A 16,984-nucleotide genomic window follows, 5' to 3' on the forward strand; every position below is an offset into this window, starting at 1 on the left:
GGTAGAGAGCCTTCGGGTTCAATTGGACTTGACTGAGAACAAACTACATAATGCGCTCGCACGTGAGGTACTGTTACTTGATCAAATTGATAACATGGAGCGAGAACTAGCAAAGTTTGGTGTCAATAGTTGATTTTATTTAGCTGATACCTGACTGCTTTATGTCAATTTATTCCTATAGGGGCGAAGTCAATTATTTGGGTAAGAGTGAGTTATATATTTTGACTGTAATTCATTGCTGTAAAAGAATTTTAATTAAGGCTATTCAGAGTCAATTGATTATACAATTCAACGATGCGAAACCGACGCGCAGAGGCGACTGCTCTGTGATACTTAAAGTTGACCCTTCCGAGAGATATGTTAAAAATTTAATCCGCAAATTTAAAAACGCCCCTGAATACCGACTCTATGCTGATGCGAAGGTGATTTGCTGTGTGGGCTCAAGAGATCAGGAAAGCACTCGTAGAGCTCACAATATGGCCAAACAAGGATTATCAAAAAAGAGCGCTGAAGAACTAATGGCTGAACTGCAGTGTTCAAACATTGGAAAAGAAACCATGTTCAAGTTTGCTCCAATTAAAGACTGGGCAACAGATCAAGTGTTTGATGCTTTGCGTTTAGCTGGTGGCCGACCATTAAAGAAATGTTCTGGTTTGAATCCCCTTCCTGCTTTCCTTCCCGATTTTGGCCTACTTTTAGAAATATACGGTAACGGGTCTAATGAGACTTGTGAATTGACAATAGGTTCAACGGCCAGTGCTGGTTGCAATGGTAAGGCTCGCTTTGGTTGTACGTTCTGCACAATGATAGCTGTAACTGATCACTCTTCTACTGCACTGGCTGAGATGCCAAGATGGAGTGTATTGGGCGTTAAAAATGCTTTGAGGGTAAGAGACTTTTTATTTCGTTTGTCTTGCGATATCGATGCAAGGGCTCTTCATGCTCGAGCTTATGACCCAGCGGGTTATAACCGTGTGGCACTACAGCCGAACACGTTAAAGCCAAAGCATTTAGAGAAGATGGTGCGATTTGCCAGTCAGCTTACGCTTGATTCTATAAAAGTTGCTGCAGACTTCAGGAAGTTAGTAGATCAAGGAAGAGAGCTAGAGCATCCTGGGCTCAAAGACATAGCAAACGATCCTAATATGGCCCCGAAAACGAAGAAAGCCTTTATCGAGATGTATCGAGAATGTGTTCAAGACCCAAAAAATTTGAACTACCTATTTTCACAGGATCATGCTCTGCTTTTGTCCTTTAGATGGTCGATTGATGGGATCGGTGCAGCACCTTTTCGTCCTTTAGCTATCTGGGAGCAATTGTCAGCAAACAAGGGCTGGATACCTTACCCAATGCTTAATAGTGAATATGAAACCAAGCATGGTCCATTAAAGCTTCAAAGTGATAAGTGTCTACCTGATGCTGTTATGATGCCAATCCTTAAAGAGGAAGATCCAAAGCAGCAAGCCACTTCGCCGCTTAACCTGCTGGACCTGTGGCAGCGTCCTACAGATATGTCTGATATCTTCGATGAAGATAGAAATTGCACTATCTCACGGCTTGCAGACAATCTTGCAGGCATAGAAATCGCATTTCGTACCCAATATAGTGTTGTAAAGACGGCATCTGAGTCTGTTCAATACAGCAATGAAATTATTATTGGCTCAACACGGTTCTTAGTTAAGTACAGCACGCCAGAGATCTTATCAGTTAAGCTTAACGGGGTTACCGTTTCGGGTGATGCAAAAGACAAACTTATTACCAAAGCAATCTATGAAGAGATTGAGAATCGCTTTTATACTAAGCTATCAAACTTAGGTTCAAAGTTTGCTATTACCCCACCAACCGGTACAGATGAAGATCTCACTCAAACTATCCTGTTAGCACTAAAGGACATGTTCCCAGCGCAAGAAGTATTAAAACGTAAAGTTCAGCATTTACGTACAGAGACGCTTTTTACAGGTTATTCAAAATCTGCTCGACTTGCAGATCCATCCATTCAATTTACCCGTCGAGTTACGCCAGTGGTCAAAGGTAAACTAGAGCGAGGTAACACCCGCTTAAGTTTCTACCCTACTATCTCAGACAGTCGGATTCACCGCGCTCACAAGCAGGAAAAGGAGCTGTTGGTACCGAGCTTTGAGACTCATACGCAAAAGACGATAGTCACTCATGATGCAAGCCTGTTGTTAGAAGAGGAAAAAGCAGCACTTGAAAATATCATGATCTCCAAAGAAGGCTTAGCGCAGTGGAAGCTTGTAGGTGGCCTAACTAGAGCACTGGAAATACATGATGATCACCTCACCACGCTAATCAGTAAGCGCCACCAGCGAGGCTATAAGGTTAGTGATGTTAGAAGCTATGGCGGGACTCATGTAGCTGAAGCGATGCTAGCCGAAGGGGTGGTATCAATTAACAAGAAATATTGGACACAACTGCAGTCGATTCTTAAGCGCACTCAAATTTTTAACGATCTTGGTATGTACTCATTTCAATCTATGACCGTTGAAGCAGTACAAGCACACCCTAAAGCAATTAGTATGACGCAACACCGCACTGATAAAGCGAGGGTCATGCTTGAAGTACGTGAGTTACGTAATGCTCAAAGAAGGGAGTTTAAACAATCAGCAAGCATGAACTTCATTGCTAAAAACCTAAACACTTTTAAGCGTGCTGCATTGGGGGCAATAGAGAGTGTCAGTTATGAGCTGTCAGCTAGCCTGCTAAAAATGAGCTTTGATACGCAGGAGGTTTCGCCGTTGAATCGAGCTCAGATCTCTAGTTTGTGGCTTTCACTTAATATGGATGGAATGAGCCACATCGATCATTTACTACGTAAAATAATGACTCTAAGTGGGTTTAACACTTTAAAAGCATCTCCTACAGAATATGTTGTGGCTGGGAGAGAGTCATTAGCAACTATCGAAGCGCTAGAAGTAAAGCTCGAAAGAGCCTTAAATGATTGGGCTCCACTGCTAGCAAGTTTAAAGGCCCTGATAGCGAACCCAGGTCAAGATAAAGAAGTAGCATTAAATCAATTCAGAAACCTCATTCAAGAACATTCTCCAGTGATGCTGGCAGAGAGTGATATCTTAAGCTGGTGGAACCCAAGTTTGGAAAATATGACAACGTATCTAAATAATGCAATCACGACTATCGATGGGCATAATGCACATCTTATTCAATTGCATAACGCAATGCGTGATATTCGCCAAAATGCCCTTCGCCAAGTAACTACAAACTTGAGCTTAAGCGACAAACTGGCACTGATGAATCAAAGAAAAGCGGCATAGGTAAAACGAGATGACCAGCAAATTTAAAGAGATTTCTAAAGCACTTTCATTAAGCTTCGACATCCCTGTTACCACACTCAATAAATGGGCAACCTCAGAAAATCGTGTCGCTCACAGACAGATCATGGAGCAGGCACATCAAGCCATTAATGAACTTGAACAATATAGCGCCCTTACCTCTTCAAATGCGTCATTAGAAGAGGTTGCCAAATCGTTGGGGTTTGATAACCCACTAACAATGCACATAGAGGGCATATCTTCACGAACATTCAGAAGTTGGTTTGAAAACGAAGATAAACGAAAGCTAGTCATCGGCTTTCTTATCGGTATGCATTGGGGGCTACTATCGGAAGCAACAATGAGACTAGAAATTAGTACACCAGTTAAATTACACAAAAAGCTTAAAGCAAAGGATGTCATGCCTGGGGAGTTCGTCAGACTTTACCAAATCTCGCCAATTAGCCTTGTTAAGCTAATGAAATAATAGCTCTAGATTCTAATCTACAGAGTGAAATGGAAGTTTGTATTGTGGGAGTATGGCAAGATAATGTGATTAGGTTGTAGGCCCACCAGCAACGGGTTAGAGAATATTTCTGCTGAGTGGGCTCTTATCACTAGTGTCTAGTTTATTTTTTGAATAGCCTTTTTACATTGTTATCGATGTATTCTTTAGTTCTTTTTAAGAGTGAAGTATAAGAGATAGCTATAGGGGTTTCGTAGTCCGGCTCCACTTCGTTGAAAGTACTAAACAGTACATGTCCTCGTTTCCCCTTGACAATTAACAGTTTAAGTTCTGTGTTTCCATTGCATTCAACACAATGTGCTAGCCCAGATAAACACCATTCATTATTTTTGTGCTGTTTAATTGCGTTCCCCCGAGCCATATCATCTTCAAAAGATTGTTGGCAATTTGGGCAAACCATATCAAAGGTTGAGAACGAATAAGGGGCAAGTAATTCGCTGACTGTACGTAAAGATAGAAATTCTTGAATAGGATCGGATTCATTTTGTTGCGACTTCATATTCATAACTGAAACCTATTGAGTTAGTAGTTTCAGCTAGTGTGTTTCAGGGTTGAAATCCGGCAACCGTTAGCGAAAAGACAAGGATGATTCGTTTTTAAGCTGCCTCATTGAGTTCAAAATAGCGTTGGAATGCCTTATTAATACGCGGGAAAAGAGTGTTTGGCTTAAACAATGAGAAATCCTTTTTTTCCCAAGTAACATTGGCATTGGCTTCTACTGAGCAAATCTCTAATCGTAATGCCTTGACCTTGTTTTTATAGTGCTGCTGTAACACTTGGTTTCTATCTTTTATGCTGTCTTTTATACACTGTCTGTAATGGTTTAAATCATCATTTAGTAATTCAAAAATTGTTTTACCTTCTAGTAAATCACGTTGAACCTTTTTAAGGCTCTCACGGTCAAGAGGCTGCGCTGTATGAATCTTTTTGATACTTGTTATGTTTGACTCAACTTTGTAGCTTGTAGCGTACCTTATGGCCTCTGGCATAGTATCAAATCGAACTGATGCAGATGTTTGAGGAAGATGAGAATTGAATGTGTCTACAAATTCAACACCATATAGATAGAACGGTTCGATAGTTATATTGTTTATAATGCAAACTTGCTTATGTCGAATAACAAACAGCTTTGGGGTTGCCTGAGTTTGTACAACATGGAAATCATCAGGAATAGCACCAACTCCTCCAACTTGCACAACACGGTCCCTTAAAGAGTTTTTAGCTCTTGCTGCACTTGTATATGGCTTATTTTTATTATTTTTTAATGAGCCTATATCGTGTTGAGTTTGTAGTGTGTCCATAATGATTCCCATTGTTGAAATTCGTAATTAATGGCAGTACTTATACTTCTGAGCTGCCAATCCATTCACTGCCTAGATACACTTCCCAGCCTTCAGTTGAATAGCTGTAATAATCAATTGCTTCAAGAGAGTCATGCGTCCAAGGGACTACGGCCTTTATTTCTTTCATTAAAGTACCTTCCAAATCGAGTATTTTTAAGGTTTCATTTTCATTGTTTAACAATAAATCAGGCTCAGATTTATTTAGAGATCTTGTTACTATCATGGTGACTCCAATGATAATTTAGTGACGTCTAACTAACGGTTATTTAACGATATTCATCTTACGATAGATTGGTACACATGCAACCGATGAGTCAGTAAATATTCAATGTTAAAGATTATTGATGAACGGACATAATCTCGTTGTAATAGAAAAACAATGAAAATTCTTCGGTGGTTTGTAACTGGTGACTTTTGAGCAGGAGTTAGCATTTCTTGATAATCACAGCTTGTTCGTGATTAACCTGGACTTGATCAAATAACCTATACAATGAAGTAGGAGATGTGTAACGCTGGCTAACAGTTGTTGCAGATGCTAAATCATTGTCTGCTCCAACTTTGGCTATTGTAAATCCATCAGTACTTATACCAATAATGGTGTAAATATCGTCATTATCAGTGTGTTTGAGTAATTTTGAACTAGATAGTTTGATATTCAAATGTTGCTGTATAACCACTGTTTGGAATGGCTCATTTATTACTGTTTGTATTACCGCCCAAGCAGAGTTGATGTCTCCACCGTTAAGCAGTCTTTTTATGCTTTTTATATCTCCTTCCCTACGTTGAATAACATAGAATTTGTTGGACTTTCTTATCAGTTGTAATTGCCACAGGTAGAGTTCATCTGTTAACGCACAGCTAAAGTTTATTCTATAGTTGCTTTAATTGGTTTAAAGTCATTTCCATAACCTTTTTAATGTTTAACAACTTTATCCTCACCATTTACAAGAACAAGGCTGACATCTTCAGAGTAATACCCATTAGACTCACCTAACCATCGCATCCAAAGCTCACCTTTAGTGGTTTCAATCTTATAGAATGACCAAGTCCAACATTCAACGTATTTGTGGGGTGGGTTATCATCCCCTTCAGAGTGTTCGTTTGTAGAAATCTCTGCGGATATGATCACCGCACCTACCAACGCTTCAATATCACACTCAAAATCCTCCAGCTCAACTTTACCGCCATCTGGCTCATTAGAGAACAGATACTCATAACCACACTCAGTGAAAACCCTGACCTCCTCCGAGCCTTTATCTAGACCTTTAATAACAGCAATTTTCTTACCAACAAGTTCACAAAGTTCAACCTCTTTGCGTTTTTTAAATCTCGACTCCATACCAACCCCATACACATTCTTTTGCGAATTCATCACTCATCCAAAATAGCACTAACCAAGACTGTTTTAGACATTGTTTTACGAATACCCGTAAATTGATCTCTAGATTAATACAATACTTAGATCGAGCAACCATTATGATGAAAGCCCCATTATTTGGGGCTGTTGATGTTATGCCGCAATATCAAAAATTTCAGCATCATCAAGATCTGACTTGATTTCTTCTGCTCCTCCTAGCTCACTAATTTCTGTCTTGAGTAGGATCATTCTTTGCTTAGAGTCTATGAGTAAATTTCCGTCTACAAAGTCTGAGTTGGCAATATTATGAGCATGTTCTAATCTGTCGATTGCATCACTTAAACGGTTTTCGTAATGCTCCAAATGATTACTCATTTTTTCAATAAAGTTGTTAACAGTGCTCAGTATAGATCTTCCTATGTTAGCTTTCGTATCGATGTTGAAATGATACTTTCGTTTACCGTCAGTACTAATGGCTAACTGAATAATGTTACCTTTTGCTGAGATATCGAGGTTAAATCCAGCAAATGTACCAATTTTAAAGTCTTTCTCTTTATGAAAGCCTAGAGCAATGGAAGCTACCGTATTGCTTAATTGGTTGGTGATATGATCACAGGCCGAAGAGAATTTAGTAAATACTTGGCTACTGTCGCTAGTAAAGGTGAACTTATCCCCTTTTAGAGGTAATAAACCAATTTGGATATCAACCTTAAGTTGATTAACCATTTTTTGGGCTTTTTGCTTCAAATTTTCTTGGTTTTCTATATCAAAAATTGCGCTGCGCTTACTTCTCAAGAATGAATTTTTCTTAGCTTCTAACAGTTGAATAGTTTTCGTCAGAGACACCATTTCTAAAACTAATGGCGATCCGCTGGTTTGGGCCTTAAGCTCGGCAAATGTCATTTCTGTTGAAGAGATATCTTCACAAGAGTTCAAGCCTAGTTCATTCTTGCTATGAAACTCTGAAATGAATTTCTGTTTATTTTCAAGTACTTGAAATAAAAAGCTGTCTAGACTGTTTTTTGTCGCGAAGTAATTGATATCTAAGGTAAATGTGTCTGGATTCGCCTTTAATAGCTCACTTCCTTGTCTAATGCCTCTGCCAAGTCGCTGTTCTAAATCACATGGCCTGTATGGGCTATTACCATGAAGGGTTAGTGGAGGCTATAACCACACGAATGATCCCTTGATTTAACTTTGAATAGAGCTCAGATTTTGCTATTGGCGTTTTATAGCTCTGAGCAAAAGCTATCTCGCTTTCTTGCACCCCTAGCGATCTCAATTGCTTCTTTAAATCAGAATATACGCTATGGCGACCGTCTTTATTTTCCACTCCTAAATCGAGGAATATTATTTGAGTTCCACGAATGCTGGTGGTTTCATGGTATTTCTTTGCGACAACCTTAGCTGTTGCAGGTATTTTATTACCGCTTACTTCTGGAGGCAGATTAGGGTTTAGTAACCTCATATCAATTGACGATTTTCGAGCATGGTTCATTACTAAAAGCATATTATCATTAGCAACTTTGCTCGATTTGAAGTTGCTAGCTCTCTCAACTAGCGACTTTGCAAAGTCTAATTGTAACTCTGTTGGTTCAACAATGATTTGTTGCGCCTTCCCTCCAGTTATACGAGGGATAGCATCAAAGTATTGGGTGGTATTACCATCAACTTTTTCCAATTTTGGTAAATACCCTAATAGTTCTTTCGCAGTCACAGAGTCGGTGAATAAAGACCATTGGGACTTTAATTGAGAAAGATTTTTGAACGCGCGCAAGCGGGTAACTGGCTTAAAGGTACCTGAGCCTGTGGCTGAGATCTCAAAGTCACTTTTAATGTCTGCAAAGGCACTTACCCAAGTATCAATATGGTTTATACCGCTATTCTCTAGCACTTCATCTTCTGCTAAGTAACGTGAGAACGTGAACACTTCAAGTAAGCTGTTCGCGATTGGAGTTCCTGTTGAGAGGTACACGCCTAATCCATTCCCTTTACTGTTGCTGGCTCTGAGTGATTTGACTTTTAAATACCAGTCAAATGCCCTTTTACTCCCTGTTGGGGTGTTCGTACCTTTAACATTAGTGAGTCGAGTTGAATCATATGCAAGGTTCTTAAGTGAATGAGCTTCATCACAGAACAACGCATCTATACCAAGATCGGATATTGATAACTCCTTTTTACGATGATCATTGGCTAACTCTAGTAAACGTGATTCTAAATTCGCTTTTCGATTCTCAATGTTTTTTACAGTGAATCGTTTACCTGATTGATCAACATCAGATAAAGCTTGGTCTAGTTTGCAAATCTCAGATTCAATAACAGATTTTTCAACATCACAATCAGGGCTTATAGAAGCAAATGATGACTCGGGGCAGATCACAATTGAGCTGCCAGTTTTCAGCCTCAAAAGAGAGGCTTGTCTAACTTTTGGGGATAACTCATCTGGAGATAAAACTGTGATCTGATCAGCTGGATATAAGGTTAAGTACTGACCCGCAAATTGTGAGGTAAGGTGATTAGGAACAACAATTACACACCGCTTCTTTAAGCCTAGCCTAACTAATTCATGAGCAATTGCCGCAATGGTGTAACTCTTACCTGCACCGACTACATGATTAAGCAATAGTCGGCCCTCTGTTACCCCTCTGTACACAGCCTTCAGTTGATGTTCACGTAACTGAATCGATTGATTAGAGTCGGGTAACAGCATCATATTATCGAGTGCTTTTAATGGTGAGTAACGGTTAAATTTCTCATTAAATATTTGGCATAATTGATTTTGAACATTGATATTGTTCTCTAAAAAATTGTCCCACTCAGAGGCTATTAAGCCGCTGTTTAGTTCATTATTAAGTGAAGACTCTTTATCTATAACTCGCTTACCGTTTGGATCTGTAACTAATACCTCTGTTCCCCGACCGTTCATTAATCTTTTGATGAGCTTAGAAAATGGGTAGTTATTATCACCAAGGCTGGTTTCGAGTGAATGAGGTAAACAAGAAAGGTTCAAATGCCATTCATTGTTTAAGTACATGATTTCAATTTTTGTGTAGCTGTTTATCTTACCGTCACAAAGAGTGTTGATAAATTCCTCATAGACACTAGCAGGAACCCAAGCGGCGCCTAACCCTACTTGAATATCCTCAAATTGCACATCTAGAGGTAAAGCTTCATTTAGGGCGCTTTGGTATTGTGACTTGAGTTGATCTGTATATCCGCAAGTTTCAAGCTGGGATACTTTAGTTTTTATATCGCCACTTTGAAAAACGTTCTTTGTAACCCAGTTTCCATGGTCGTTAAAAATTAGCTCCCCTTCTGATTGTGCTACTAGTGAGTTAACAGGTGTTCCTAGCAGTTCAGCACAATAGTTTAAATCGACCCTGCCGTGAACATTTAATGATGCAAGTAGTGCATCTTGAATATTTTCAGCAGACTTAGGAGCTACCCACGGGATCATTACCCTTTGGGTAAATATTTCTGCTTTGCCGCAGCTTGGCTTTACAGCACTGACACCTAGTTTCTTTGCTTGGGTGGGTGTTACACCTGCCGAGTAATCACGCTCTAATGACAGTAAGTTGTAGTTAGTTGGGTCTAATTTACAAACTCGTTGATTTGCTGAATCGCTAATAAATCCATACTTGGTGGTGAACAGATCATAGCGTTCATTGAGTTGCTTTCTAATTTCCTCCATTAGGGTTTCATCAATATTTGTTTGTTCAGCGTTCAACAAGCTCATTAATGAATGTCTTAAACCACATAGGCCAGTCAATCTTTCTTTAGCCTTTCCGCTAAAATCAGTCGACACCCAACTATCGGCCTGTAGTTGATAAATTTCCTTGTCACTTCCTACAGCGAAAGAGCCGTTTTTAGCCCCTGCTGTTTCACTCACTACAAATGGCTGGGTCGGTTTATTTTGTTTGTTTGTTAGCTGGTGAGTAAAGCACAATAAAACAAATCGAACTCGATGTTGAAATGAGTTGGAAAGGAAAGGCTTTATAGCTTTAAGCTGTGATAGCACCATTTAATTAACCTCAACTTTTGATTGATTGGCGTAACCAAATACTTCCCACTGAGCAGGATCTATTTTTAATGGCTGCACAGAGGCAGTGAGAACGTCAACAAATGCACCGTGGTGTGTTAGCTTGCCATATCGTATTAACTGCCATATGAGCTGTGTAGCTTGACCAGATACGGCTCTATTAACACCGAAGTCTTGTTTTTGAAGGGCTGCTTCTGTTGAGCACGATGGAGCATCTTCTTTTTCATCATCAATACTGTCCAGCATAGAACCGTAAAGGTCATAAACATTTGGAATACGTAGTTCAACATCGACATTCTGGTAAGCATGCCCAAGTATAATTTGACCATCAGATTTACCGTTTCCAACATCCAACCACAGGAGACATTTTTTTGAAGTGCTCGCTTCAAGTTTTTGGCCTAGGTCTACTCTGAATTTTGCTTTGTCTACTGCTGTAATTATGAAGTCTGTATCAAGTGAGGTAAGAGTATTTGCATTCACATAATTGGTAAGAGCACGCCAATTAGTCTGTCCAAACATGTTAAACCGATCTACCAGTACAGATGCCTTATTATGGCCAACATCTCCCATATAAAATGCCTGACGGCCAACATTGAAAAGACTTACTTCATCACCATCGCAAATTGTTACATCGAGATAGACTGTTCCATTAGAGATACTACGAAGTAAGCTATCCATTTGAAAAAGTTCGATTGCGATTTGGCTTCCACTTCCACCAGCCCCAATTAGCATAATCTTAATTGGGCGGTTAATGCATTCAGTAGGTAAAGATAATTGGCTCATGTTGTCACCTAATTTGTTTCAAGTTAGGTGTATCATATAAGTGATTTCTATATCGGCAACTGACGAAGTGGAGAGTAGCGATCTGTGCGAAATTCAAGTTGAATTTTAATGGGGCATGTTAGCTGCGCCCCTTGGTATGAAAGGGTTTTATAGAGGGTTGTTGTTCTGCGAAAAAAAGGAGGTTAATAGTCTTTATCGTCATTGGAACCATAAGCATTTCCTTCGATATCAAAGCTCCCTCCTAACATTGGTAAACCACTTGCTGGGTTAGTTTCGATGTTGGTGTTCCCAAGATAATCTGAGTCTAAACTGTTATTGAAAATGCTATCGGAATTATCTGATTTAAGGTTTTGATTTTTTTCAGAGTCCCCTTTTGAACCACCAAAAATTGCAATTAGAATCGGTGCTACAAAAAGAAAAATAAATAGGCCAATAAAGAAGTCAATAAAGTTCATGATTGTACTCACCCTGTTGATTGAAAGTTAACACCTATAGTATCAGCAATGACAGTTCGAGCAAGTAAGCAATCCTTTACATGAAGGTTGCTTACTTAGTTGTTTACCCATTGTTACCTCAATCTAAACCATGAGCCTTCATATCTCCCAGAACAAGCACTTTTCTGCTTTTTGAGTTTGTGTTGATTACATTGAATTGATATGAATGGACTTATGTTCGTTTTCAATTAGGAGATTCAACTTTGAAAGAATTGAGACTTGTTTATTATTTGGTAGAGAACTGAAGAAGGCTATTAATATTTTCTTTCCGTTAAGCAGCCTTATGCTTGAATTTTAAATTGGATATTTCTTTGCCGTTGGCGTTAGAACGGCTTTGAATATGCCTTATGAATTTTCTTCTAGGCTTTCGCATCCTAAGTGCCATTTTTTGCCTGTAAATTACTTATGAGATACTTATACTTATCCATTTCATTTTGCAAAATTTTTAACCTAGAAAATCAACTATGAAATCATCGATTTCCAAATACACTCTCTTCACCAAATTTGCTTATGAATTGATTTCTATAGAATCTGAAAATGATTGTGGTAACGGAATGTACTTCATCCTGGCAATTGAACTAGCGCATAGTCGGTAGACTATGCGCTATGAAGATCAGGCAATTAATTTATAGAATTCATCCTCGGTAATGACTTTGACTCCTTTGGCCTGAGCTGCATTAATTTTTGTTGCTCCAACATTCAAACCAGTAACTAAATAAGTAGTATCCTTTCTAACACTTGATTGAACGTCAGCTCCACTGGTTTCAGCAAGAGATTTCATGTCATTTCTGTTAGATGCCATCTTTCCAGTGAAAGCTAATTTAAGACCGCTTAGAGAACCAGATGAAGTCTTTTTAGCTTTTGTGTGCCTTATGTTTAGGTTGGACACTAGAAATTCGATTATGCCAGAGTTAAGTTTTAGGTTTTCAGATATTGATTGTGATGTTTTATCTCCAAAATTATCTATTGCTACAATATCCTCCCTTGATAAGCTGGTGATGTTATTAATTGTTTCTGTAGTCAGTAATCGTTTGCTTGCTCCATTCCCAAGCTTACTAATGCCTAAAGAGGCTATAACTTTAAAATCATCTACTGGCGATGTTTTAACACGAGTACGCTCATTGATAAGGTTTACAGCTTGGCCTACACCTATTCCGCAATTTACGAAGTCATACTTGTCGGCTTGATAGATCTTTACTATTGAATCTAATCCATTCTTAACCATTTTTTGAACAGTTTTTCGTCCAAAAAGTAATGCTTCAACTTTTTCAAAATGATAGCAAATGTTTGATACTTTACGGTCTTCACATTCGTCATTTACGCAAAGAATAAAATCATTCGACCAGATAACTGGTTCACTACAACTTGGACAGTGTGTAGGGATCTTACATTTATCAGATTTTGAAATTATTGATTCTATTTTAGGTATGACAAACCCACTTCTGATCAAGTTAATCACAGCACCTTGGCCTAAAGAAAGGCTTTTAACATTTCCAGCGTGATGTGCTGTAACTTTGGAAATTTCCGCTCCACTTAGCATGGTCGGTTCCAACTGAAGAACAGGCGTAATTTTTGAGCGGCCTACAGACCATTCTATTCCTAATACATTTACGTTAGCTGTTTCACTTTTTTGTTTAAATGCCAGCATCCATAAATGATGATGTTCTGTTGCGCCCATATACTGCTTTACACCATCATGTATGACTTCTATGATCGTACCATCGCATTTATAAATGCATCCCTTCCCTGCCCTTTCGGCTAAATCGACCATGTTTGTTTCAACTTCATTGGCATTGACTGATAATGAAAACATATCCTTGAACAAGACCAAATGAATTGCACCATCTTCAAGTGCTTTGATACCTTCTGGGCTTATTGAATCCGAGTTGGCAACGCCCGAAACAAAGTTTCGTGGGTGTTTCATATGCGAGAGATTCTCTTCGAAGTAGCTTTGTACTACAACTATCTCCCCTACGCCTGAACCAGAACCAATGACCTTTAACCCAAGCTTCAATAATTTCCCGATTGATTGACCTTCTTGACCATCTCCCCTAGTGACAAGGGTTTGCATTTTTGCATCGTATTTAGCAGCTAATCCATCGAGTTTTGCTGTTATTCGGTAAGTTAAGTTGCCAGCTTGTTTTGCCTCAGATGCCTTCTGACAGCGCTTTAAATATGCTGATACTTCGCTAGCCAAATACGCCTTTTGCGTTGAAAGCATTGGATTGATGTGCTTCATGCGAAGCCTTGAACCAAGCATCGGCTCTGGCTGGACTTTCGTAATTAGATTATGAGAAGGGAGGCGTTTTTGCAGTTCGGGCATGTATACATAATCAAACGCGGCATCACTGATTTTGGGAGTTCCACATCTATATTGTTCATTTAGATAAACCATTAAGTCAGAAAGCTGGTGGTCAGACAATGAGTCGATTTTGAGTTTTAGTAGTTGTTCCATTTGAGTGTGTCCTTTGCTGTAAGTTATTAAACAGTCTCATGACAAACAGAACAGGCAACTCTATGGAGGAGGGGAAGGAGATATTCCAGGCCATAGTGTTACTCACATTTTAAGTGAGTATCACTATGTTTTTGCGTGGTTGAAGTCTGTCTACAATAGATAGCTCACATTGATTAAACTAGAAACACCTGCACTTTGCGGCTTTAAGATTCTATTGAGTTCAGAGATTTTTACAGGTTCACCATTGTTAGACTTCTTTTTTAAGAAATTTTCTAGTTCATTATTCAAGTTGGCTTTTTTCTTTCTCAAGATCCTATCATGATTAGTGTGAGTAAATTTAGTAGAGAAAAACTCCTTTTCTACTAACTCTATGGTGTCGCTATTGATGGACTTTGGGAGCTTCATGGAGCCAAGGCAGACACTTGTAGAGTCATAAACATTACCAAATGGAGCATGATAAAGGGGGTCAGTGGAAGTAGGGCGCTTATTAAAGCGTAAAGCAGCTACCTTTAAACTTCCATCAGTTGAGAACTTAAAAATGAGAGGAGGAATATCTACGGTGAGTAGATTGTCATAAACAAAAAATGACCTTTTTTGTCTTGGCCTATGCCAAGTGATAGATTTGTAGTCTTTTGCAAGCACACATGCTTCTATCATTGATTTTTCATCTATTTGAGAATTGCTGGTACATGCAGAACTCAATGTATCAATGATGCTCTCTGGACTTAGAGGTACACCAGACTTTAGTTGATTGTTCGCTATTTGATGTCGAGTGACTGTGGTTCGCTCTCCATTACCGTTTGAATATACAACAAGGGCAAACTTTGGTTTCACCTCGTAACTTGCATGTGAAAACCCGTCACACAAGTCAGAGGAAAACTCTTGTTGATCTGCTTGAAGTGGTAACATGGAAAATCCTTTGATTAGTTAATGAGTTTATTATTTCATGACTGATTAATCCCGCTACTGCTAAAGCATATTGTTAATGCTAAGTATTTCTTCATCTTGTCCATACTCAAGAAATACTTGAATAAATGACTTTAGGTAGAGGGTTTCAAAGAAGTTTTGGAGGAACATAAGACCATCTTTTGAAGCATCAAGACTTAATACTGCTAACTCTCCTGATTGCCATGCTCTGTCAAATGCGGTTTCGACTACGTTCATTTCGGTTGGTGTATTAAAGCCATATAAAGCCATATCGGAGGCGCAAAGATCTCCCTGACTCTCTGTAGCGTTGTGAAATTGTTCAGAAGGTAAGTATTCAATCATTTTTACTAGACTTGCTAGGTAGGGATCAACTTTAGCTTCCTCTTTTAGCTGTCTCATTGATGACTTCCATGCCTTTTTACTTGATAATTTTTTATATTCCTCTTGCGCCTTTTTAATTTCCACATGCTGAACTATTGATGAAATATCGCCTACATCAAAAAATTCATCAAGCCCTTCTAATTTTAGTTCAGAAATCATTGCCTCAACATCGAGTTCATTATTTTCGTTATTCTCCAACCAGTATGCGTAAATGGATTGGATCTCAGATTCTTTACCATCCAAGTATTCTTCGATAAGCCATTCATCAGAAGTACCAAAGCAAACTGGCGCTTCAATTTGATGCATCATTGTTTTATAAGTCAGCGTAGTGAAAGCGGAAGCAAGTCGATTGTTGAATCGATATTTCGATAGATCAAAAGATGTAAGATATATGTCATTGATGGAGATTGTTATGCCCATAAAATCGGAATTGTATGTAATCCCTTCATGTTTACCTAGTTTCAAGCTTTGATATCCTAAGTGGCTACTAACAGCTTCATTAAACCGTTCTTTGAGGGGAGCTGGCATGACGGAGTTATATCTCTTGGCGATATCATCATTCATGTCAGTTACTGCACAGCTAAAGCCATTCCAGAAATCATTGTTGAGAACATCAGCTATTGTTTCCATTCCTTCAACTGACTTTGTGTCTACTTTAATAACCTCTTGGATACGTCTATTTGAAATATACTTCTGCTCAACTCCAAATTTTAGCATCTCAACAATGCGGTCAAAATTGTATGCAAAGGTGGTGAAAACAGACTTTTGCTCGGACAACTCATTCAACAAATCACAATTAGGAACTGTAGAGTGATTCATGGATAAGTACCAAGGAATATTAATTAGTGTTTTTGTGTGGTTCATAATGAGTCTAACCTTTGCATTTAATACAAATAGTGTCTCACCAATCTAAAAACCTGCTACTGACAAAAAGGCCACTAGTAATAAATACTAAGTGGCCTTTGATTTTCTCACCCTAGTGGTGGAATTTCGTGTGGTAAAATTTGATTAATATCAGACGATAATCTGTTAAGTCCCATTACTTTTGTATGTTGTGTTTCTACTGGGGTTTTATGCCTCTCTTTAGAATCTAAAATCAACTCGTTGGTATCTTTAACCCATTGTTCAAGTAACTCCATATTTTTACCCTTAATGTTGCTAGCCTTTCGTTTTAACGGGAATTAACTGAAACTCATATACAATTTCAGTCCCTTCTTGGTTTAAGCGTCCGTCATTTTGATATAGGCGTGTATGTCTAAGCATCGGATATTGGGCTGTTAGAATGCGCTGTACTTCATCTAATGATGCTTCTGGAGCTGGATCTTCTACGATTGTCGCACCAATCTTAAATTTTCTAGGTAAAGTCTGAATTGAAATCATTTTTCATTGCTC

15 protein-coding genes are annotated in these 16,984 nt (G+C 38.7%); 2 read left to right on the plus strand and 13 right to left on the minus strand.

Annotation, left to right across the window (positions count from 1 at the left end; all coding sequences use genetic code 11):
- Positions 1-557: 557 nt before the first annotated feature.
- Complete coding sequence (locus BM736_RS18390; protein WP_143562433.1) at positions 558-3,290, plus strand: hypothetical protein; 2,733 nt, start codon at positions 558-560, stop codon at positions 3,288-3,290.
- A gap of 10 nt (positions 3,291-3,300) precedes the next feature.
- Positions 3,301-3,774 carry a hypothetical protein gene (locus BM736_RS18395; protein ID WP_076414883.1) on the plus strand — a complete coding sequence of 158 codons (474 nt, stop codon included), beginning with the start codon at positions 3,301-3,303 and terminating at the stop codon, positions 3,772-3,774.
- A 142-nt stretch (positions 3,775-3,916) separates the two neighbouring features.
- Here BM736_RS18395 and BM736_RS18400 read toward each other — a convergent pair whose 3' ends face one another.
- The 13 genes from BM736_RS18400 to BM736_RS18460 all read right to left on the minus strand — a co-directional run bounded on the left by BM736_RS18400 (position 3,917) and on the right by BM736_RS18460 (position 16,972).
- A complete protein-coding gene (locus BM736_RS18400) occupies positions 3,917-4,318 on the minus strand; it encodes a hypothetical protein (protein WP_076414885.1) in 402 nt (133 codons plus the stop codon).
- Between the two features lie 91 nt (positions 4,319-4,409).
- Positions 4,410-5,114 carry a hypothetical protein gene (locus BM736_RS18405; protein WP_076414887.1) on the minus strand — a complete coding sequence of 235 codons (705 nt, stop codon included), beginning with the start codon at positions 5,112-5,114 and terminating at the stop codon, positions 4,410-4,412.
- A 40-nt stretch (positions 5,115-5,154) separates the two neighbouring features.
- Positions 5,155-5,379 (minus strand): hypothetical protein, encoded by a 225-nt coding sequence (locus BM736_RS18410; RefSeq protein ID WP_076414889.1) that lies wholly within the window; start codon positions 5,377-5,379, stop codon positions 5,155-5,157.
- A gap of 690 nt (positions 5,380-6,069) precedes the next feature.
- On the minus strand, positions 6,070-6,528 hold the full coding sequence (locus BM736_RS18420; protein ID WP_083700353.1) for a hypothetical protein: 459 nt from the start codon (positions 6,526-6,528) through the stop codon (positions 6,070-6,072).
- 138 nt (positions 6,529-6,666) lie between these two features.
- Positions 6,667-7,449, minus strand: coding sequence for a hypothetical protein (locus tag BM736_RS18425; protein ID WP_076414893.1), 783 nt, complete (start codon positions 7,447-7,449; stop codon positions 6,667-6,669).
- Positions 7,450-7,654: 205 nt separating this feature from the next.
- Positions 7,655-10,402: a DEAD/DEAH box helicase family protein gene (locus BM736_RS18430; protein ID WP_179079077.1), complete on the minus strand. Its 2,748-nt coding sequence runs from the start codon at positions 10,400-10,402 to the stop codon at positions 7,655-7,657.
- 132 nt (positions 10,403-10,534) lie between these two features.
- Positions 10,535-11,335, minus strand: coding sequence for a PRTRC system ThiF family protein (locus BM736_RS18435; RefSeq protein WP_076414897.1), 801 nt, complete (start codon positions 11,333-11,335; stop codon positions 10,535-10,537).
- Positions 11,336-11,517: 182 nt separating this feature from the next.
- Entirely contained in the window at positions 11,518-11,790 is a 273-nt protein-coding gene (locus BM736_RS18440; protein WP_076414899.1) for a hypothetical protein, read from the minus strand.
- Positions 11,791-12,442: 652 nt separating this feature from the next.
- A complete protein-coding gene (locus BM736_RS18445; RefSeq protein WP_076414901.1) occupies positions 12,443-14,284 on the minus strand; it encodes a BRCT domain-containing protein in 1,842 nt (613 codons plus the stop codon).
- Between the two features lie 150 nt (positions 14,285-14,434).
- Positions 14,435-15,193 carry a hypothetical protein gene (locus BM736_RS18450; RefSeq protein WP_076414902.1) on the minus strand — a complete coding sequence of 253 codons (759 nt, stop codon included), beginning with the start codon at positions 15,191-15,193 and terminating at the stop codon, positions 14,435-14,437.
- A gap of 60 nt (positions 15,194-15,253) precedes the next feature.
- Complete coding sequence (locus BM736_RS18455; protein ID WP_076414904.1) at positions 15,254-16,456, minus strand: hypothetical protein; 1,203 nt, start codon at positions 16,454-16,456, stop codon at positions 15,254-15,256.
- A 107-nt stretch (positions 16,457-16,563) separates the two neighbouring features.
- Complete coding sequence (locus tag BM736_RS25215; RefSeq protein ID WP_179079078.1) at positions 16,564-16,731, minus strand: hypothetical protein; 168 nt, start codon at positions 16,729-16,731, stop codon at positions 16,564-16,566.
- Between the two features lie 19 nt (positions 16,732-16,750).
- Positions 16,751-16,972, minus strand: coding sequence for a PRTRC system protein C (locus BM736_RS18460; protein ID WP_076414905.1), 222 nt, complete (start codon positions 16,970-16,972; stop codon positions 16,751-16,753).
- Positions 16,973-16,984 lie beyond the last annotated feature (12 nt).

It is taken from the genome of Shewanella sp. UCD-KL12 (assembly GCF_001957125.1).
Taxonomy (GTDB): domain Bacteria; phylum Pseudomonadota; class Gammaproteobacteria; order Enterobacterales; family Shewanellaceae; genus Shewanella.